The organism is Kitasatospora sp. NPDC057198 (assembly GCF_042670125.1).
Taxonomy (GTDB): Bacteria; Actinomycetota; Actinomycetes; order Streptomycetales; family Streptomycetaceae; genus Kitasatospora.
The window spans coordinates 1-4,801 of the sequence record NZ_JBHUWH010000555.1 but is presented as its reverse complement, the minus strand read 5'-3'; the positions used below and the strand labels follow the sequence as shown (position 1 = coordinate 4,801).

5 protein-coding genes are annotated in these 4,801 nt (G+C 75.8%); 1 reads left to right on the top strand and 4 read right to left on the bottom strand.

Features of this window, described 5'->3' with window-relative positions:
* Window positions 1–4: 4 nt before the first annotated feature.
* From ACFUEL_RS35365 to ACFUEL_RS35350, 4 genes are all read right to left on the bottom strand, one after another.
* A complete protein-coding gene (locus ACFUEL_RS35365) occupies window positions 5–679 on the bottom strand; it encodes a sugar transferase (RefSeq protein ID WP_380241627.1) in 675 nt (224 codons plus the stop codon).
* A gap of 98 nt (window positions 680–777) precedes the next feature.
* A complete protein-coding gene (locus ACFUEL_RS35360) occupies window positions 778–2,055 on the bottom strand; it encodes a glycosyltransferase (protein ID WP_380241625.1) in 1,278 nt (425 codons plus the stop codon).
* A complete protein-coding gene (locus ACFUEL_RS35355; protein ID WP_380241623.1) occupies window positions 2,048–2,875 on the bottom strand; it encodes a polysaccharide deacetylase family protein in 828 nt (275 codons plus the stop codon). Before ACFUEL_RS35355 ends, ACFUEL_RS35360 begins: the two co-directional genes overlap by 8 nt.
* Before the next feature lie 306 nt (window positions 2,876–3,181).
* A complete protein-coding gene (locus ACFUEL_RS35350) occupies window positions 3,182–3,442 on the bottom strand; it encodes a hypothetical protein (protein WP_380241621.1) in 261 nt (86 codons plus the stop codon).
* Window positions 3,443–3,739: 297 nt separating this feature from the next.
* Here ACFUEL_RS35350 and ACFUEL_RS35345 point away from each other — a divergent pair, with 297 nt between their 5' ends.
* A complete protein-coding gene (locus ACFUEL_RS35345) occupies window positions 3,740–4,762 on the top strand; it encodes a polysaccharide deacetylase family protein (RefSeq protein ID WP_380241620.1) in 1,023 nt (340 codons plus the stop codon).
* The last annotated feature ends 39 nt before the right edge of the window (window positions 4,763–4,801 follow it).

Sequence of the window (4,801 nt, the reverse complement as noted above, 5' to 3'; positions counted from 1 at the left end):
GGTCTCAGCCGCGCAGTTCCTCCCGGGCCAGCCGGGGCGCGGCCGCGGTGGCCTGTCGGGGCAGCACGATCCGGGTGGCGGCCGGGGCGGGTGCCTCGGCGTGGGTCGGGACCGGGAAGCCGGGGTTGACGCCGCCGGCGGCGGTGATGCCGGTGGGGCGCAGCAGCATCTTCGCGGTGAGGGCGAGGATCCGCAGGTCGAGGGCGAGGCTGCGGTTCTCGACGTACCAGAGGTCGAGTTCGATGCGTTCGGGCCAGGTGATGGAGTTGCGGCCGCGGACCTGGGCCCAGCCGGTGAGGCCGGGGCGCAGGGCGAGTCGGCCGCGCTGGCGGTCGGAGTAGTGAACGACCTGCTCGGGCAGGGTGGGGCGCGGGCCGATGACGCCCATGTCGCCGCGGACGACGTTCCACAGTTGCGGGAGTTCGTCCAGGCTGGTCTTGCGCAGCAGCGCGCCGAGGCGGGTGATGCGCGGGGCGTCGGGCTCGTCCTCGTAGTGCTTGTCGCGCATGGTGCGGAACTTGAGGATGCGGAACTCCTGGCCGTGCCGGCCGGAGCGGGTCTGTCGGAAGATCACCGGTCCGCCCATGGTGGCACGGATCAGGAGGGCGATCAGCAGGCCGAGCGGGACGGCGATGATCCCGGCCAGCGCGGTGACCGCGAGGTCCCCCCCTCGCTTCATTTCTCCCCCAACTGGGTTGGTGCGTTGTGGTGTTGTGGGCGCGCTTCAGGCTGCTCGGCGCGCGGGTGGTGATGGTCGGCCCGGGTTCCCGGGCGCGGTCAGTCGGTGGTCCAGCGCAGCCCGCGGCGGCGGGCGACGGCGGCGTAGGTCTCCAGCGAGACCCGGGCCACCGCGCGCTGGTCGAACTGGTCGAGGGCGCGGCGGCGGGCCGCCGCGCCCAGGCGTATCCGCAGGCCGGGCTCGGTGAGGAGCCGGCCGAGCGCGGTGGTGAGGGCGGCGGCGTCGGCCGCCGGGGCGAGCAGCAGGTGCTGGTCGTGGGTGCCGATCTCGCGGCAGCCGCGGATGTCGCTGAGCAGCATCGGCAGGCCGCTGGCGGCGGCCTCCATGCCGGAGCGGGAGAAGCCCTCCCGGTAGGAGGGGAGGACGAAGACGTCGAGGGCGGCGTACACGGCGGGCATGTCGTCGCGGGCGCCGAGGAACTCGACGCCGGCCTCGGCGGCGCGCAGGGCGTCGGGTTTGTCGGGGTCGTCGGGGCCGATCCACACGAAGCGGGCCTTGCCGGCCAGGGCGCGGGCGGCCTCGGCGTACTCGCGGATGCCCTTCTCGGCGACCCGGCGGCCGACCCCGCCGACCAGCAGCTCGTCGTCGGCGAGGCCGAGTTCGGTGCGCAGCCGGGCGCGCAGGGCGTCCCGGGCCGGGCCGGGGGCGGGGAAGCGGTCGAGGTTGATGCCGTTGCCGACCAAGCGGGAACGTTTCGCCGGGACGCCCCACCGGGCGAGCGTGGCGCGGTCCTCGGCGTTCTGGTAGAGCTCGGCGTGCGAGAACCGGGCGGCCAGCGCCTCGGCGCCGAGCACGGCGAGCCGTTTGGCGAACGGGTCGTGGGCCTGTGCCCACAGGCCGTGGCAGGTGTTGACGACCACCGGGACGCGGGCGAGCCGGCCCAGGACGCGGCCGAGCACGCCGGTCTTCGGGTTGTGGGTGTGCAGCACGTCCGGGCGGATCTCGCGCAGCGCGGCGAGCAGTTCGCGGGCGGCGGCGAGGTCGGCGCGCGGCTGCCAGGCGCGGGTGAGCGAGGGCAGCGGCCGGTGCCGGACGCCTAGTTGCTCGATCCGCTCCAGGTAGGGGCCGGGCGCGCTGATGCCGTAGGCGCGCAGGCCGTGCTCGACGTCGACGGTGAGTTCGGTGGCGAGCAGCAGGTGCAGCGACATGTCGACAGTGGTGAGGTGGGCGACCTTCAGCGGCCGGCCGCCCTCGCCGCGCAGGCGGAGGGGGAGCCGCTCGGGCACCGGGAGCCGCTCGGGCACCGGGAGCTGCTCGGGCGTCGGGGGCTGCTCGGGCGTCGGGGGCTGCTCGGACACCGGGGGCTGTTCAGGCACCGGCGCCCACCGCCTTGGCGGTGGCGACGATCCGGGCGTAGGCGCGTTCGGGGACGAGCCGGCCGTACAGCTTGGCCCGGAAGAAGTCGATCGGGTCGGTGCGCCGGACCGGGACGCGGTGGAAGCGGACCGGGTCGTAGCCGGGCAGGTTCCGGCCGACCTGGCCGGTGGCGGAGGTGCGGAAGCGGGCCCGCAGCGCGGCGTCCATGTGCGGGACGGGGCGGCCCCAGGTGTAGGCGAAGTGCCGGGGGCGGGTGCCGAGGTGCTCCTCGACGTCGTCGCCGCAGGCGTCCAGCTCGGCGGTGGTGAGCAGTTCGGGGCGGGCGTGGCTGCGGGTGTGGTTGGCGACGGTGCACAGCCCGGAGGCGGTCATCTCGCGCAGCTGCTCCCAGCTGAGGCCGGTGGCGGGCGCGCCCTTGGCGGTGGAGCCCTCCCAGCGCATCGGGCCGCCGACCATGCCGCTGGCCAGGTAGATCGTGAACGGCAGGCCGCGTTCCCTGAGCAGCGGCCAGGCCGTCTCGTGGGTGTCGGCGAAGCCGTCGTCGAAGGTGAGGACGGTGCTGGGGGTGCGCAGGCCCGCTTCGAGCCGGTCGGCGGCGGTGTCCAGCGGGACCACCCGGCCGGGCGGCAGCTCGGCGAGCAGGTCCACCTGGGCGGTGAAGTCGGCCGTGGCGAGGTCGAGCTCGTCGGCGGTGCCGCCACCGACCCGGTGGTAGATGAGCACGGTGGCGCCCTCGCCCGGTACCCGGCCGGCCGCGCGGGCCAACTGCTGTTTGACCTTCGACCGGATGCCTCCGGCCTGGGCGGCGGTGCTCGCCATGGATCCCCCTCGCGGTGCCCCCGCACCGGACCTGTGACTCCCCCGGCCCGCGATCGGTGCGGGCGATGCGAATCACAGTAGGGGGAACTGTGGGGCTACTGCCCCTGAAACGTGAAAGAAGTGCGTAGGTAGGCCGAAAATAAGCCGGTCCGACCGGTCCTGTCCCATTGGCGGACGTTTTCCGGTCGACGGACGGCGGGCGGGGGCGGGAGCACAGCGGAGGGGCGGGGTTCCGACGGCCGGACGACGGCCGGACGACGGCCGCACAGGGGGACGACCGGGCGGGGGCCGGACGGGGGAGCCGGTTCAGGGGGTGGCGCCGCCGCCCGGGCGGAGCAGGGCGATGCCGATCCGGACCAGCATCAGCACGCCGGCGGCCAGGCAGCCGGCCACCGCCATCACCCAGGCCGGGCCGTCGCTCTCCGGGACCAGCACCGCCACCGCGATGCCCGCCGCCACGCAGACCAGGCCGACCAGGGCCAGCAGCGGCTGGTGGCGGCGCAGCGCGCAGCCGCCGAACAGCGCGGACCAGCGGGTAGCGACGTGGTCACTTCGGGTGTCTGCCATGCCTTCCACGGTAACCCGGAGCGGGTGGGGCGGCCACGGACCTCGGACCCTTGCGCGGGGGCCGCCGACCGCCTCCGGAGCGCCCGCGAAATCTCGCCGTCCGGCGTACAACCATCCCGGGACCTCGCGGGTCTCCACTACATTGAGCGATCCAGGAGCCGTCCGACGTGCGGGGTAGGGAGTACCCGCCGCGGGCTAGATCACTCGGGTGCGGAGCCGCTGCGCCCGGGGTCGGAGGCCGGGCTCCGCCTGCCGACGGTACCGCCACGCCGCTTGCCGGCGACCTAGGGGGGAACCGTGTCGTACGCCACCGCCACCGCTGCCACCGCCGCTGCCGTCTGCGCCCCGCCCCAGCCCGCCGTCCCGTCCGCCGTCACCGCTCCGCGCCGGCCCCGGGAACGGCCCCGGGAGCGGGACCGGGGCAGCTGGCTGCGCTTCAGCCCCGCCCAGCCGCTGTTCCGGGCCCGCGCGGCGCAGCGCCTCGCCGTACTGGCCTACCACGGGATCACCGATCCGGCCTCGTTCGGCGCCCAGCTGGACCGGCTGCGGCAGCTGGCCACCCCGGTGTCGGTGCAGGACGTGGAGCGGGCGCTGGCCGAGGGGCGGCCGCTGCCGCCGCGCTCGGTGCTGGTGACCTTCGACGACCCGGACCGGACGGTGCTGCGGCACGCCCTGCCGGAGCTGGTGGCCCGGCGGATCCCGGCGGCGGCGTTCGTGATCGCGGAGCTGGTCGGCACCGAGAAGCCGTTCTGGTGGCACGAGGCGGCGTTCCTGGCCCGGCACGGCGGTCGGGCCCGGATGCTGCCCGGCGGCGGTTCCGCGGACCGGGTGCTGGCGCTGCTGAAGGCGATGCCGGACCCGGACCGCCGGCGCAGCCTGGCCGAGCTGCGGGTCTCCGCGGCCCGCCGCCCGCCGGGCCGGGAGCAGCTGCGCCCGGAGGACCTGCGCACCCTACGGGAGGCGGACGTCGCGGTCGGCAACCACACCCTGGGGCACCCCTCGCTGCGGCGCTGCGACGAGGCGACGGTGCACGCGGAGATCGCCGGCGCGCACCGGGTGCTGACCGGCTGGCTGGGCGAGGCGCCGACGGCGTTCGCCTACCCGGACGGCGGTTTCGACGAGCGGGCGGACGCGGTGCTGCGCCGGCTCGGCTACCGGCTGGGCTTCCTGTCCGACCACCGGCTGGGGCCGCGGCTGCCCGCGCACCCGCTGCGGATCAGCCGCCTCCAGGTCGACTCGACGACCTCCACGCGGCGCTTCGACACCATCCTGTCCGGCCTGGAGCCCGCGGTGCAGCGGCTGCTGGGGGCGCAGGCGTGAGACGGCGGCGCGAGGCCCGCACCCCCCGTTCTCCGGGGG

Coding starts and splice junctions, on each gene's coding strand:
- ACFUEL_RS35365 (WP_380241627.1), bottom strand. CDS start 679: ATGAAGCGAGGGGGGGACCTCGCGGTCACCGCGCTGGCCGGGATCATC.
- ACFUEL_RS35355 (WP_380241623.1), bottom strand. CDS start 2,875: ATGGCGAGCACCGCCGCCCAGGCCGGAGGCATCCGGTCGAAGGTCAAA.
- ACFUEL_RS35350 (WP_380241621.1), bottom strand. CDS start 3,442: ATGGCAGACACCCGAAGTGACCACGTCGCTACCCGCTGGTCCGCGCTG.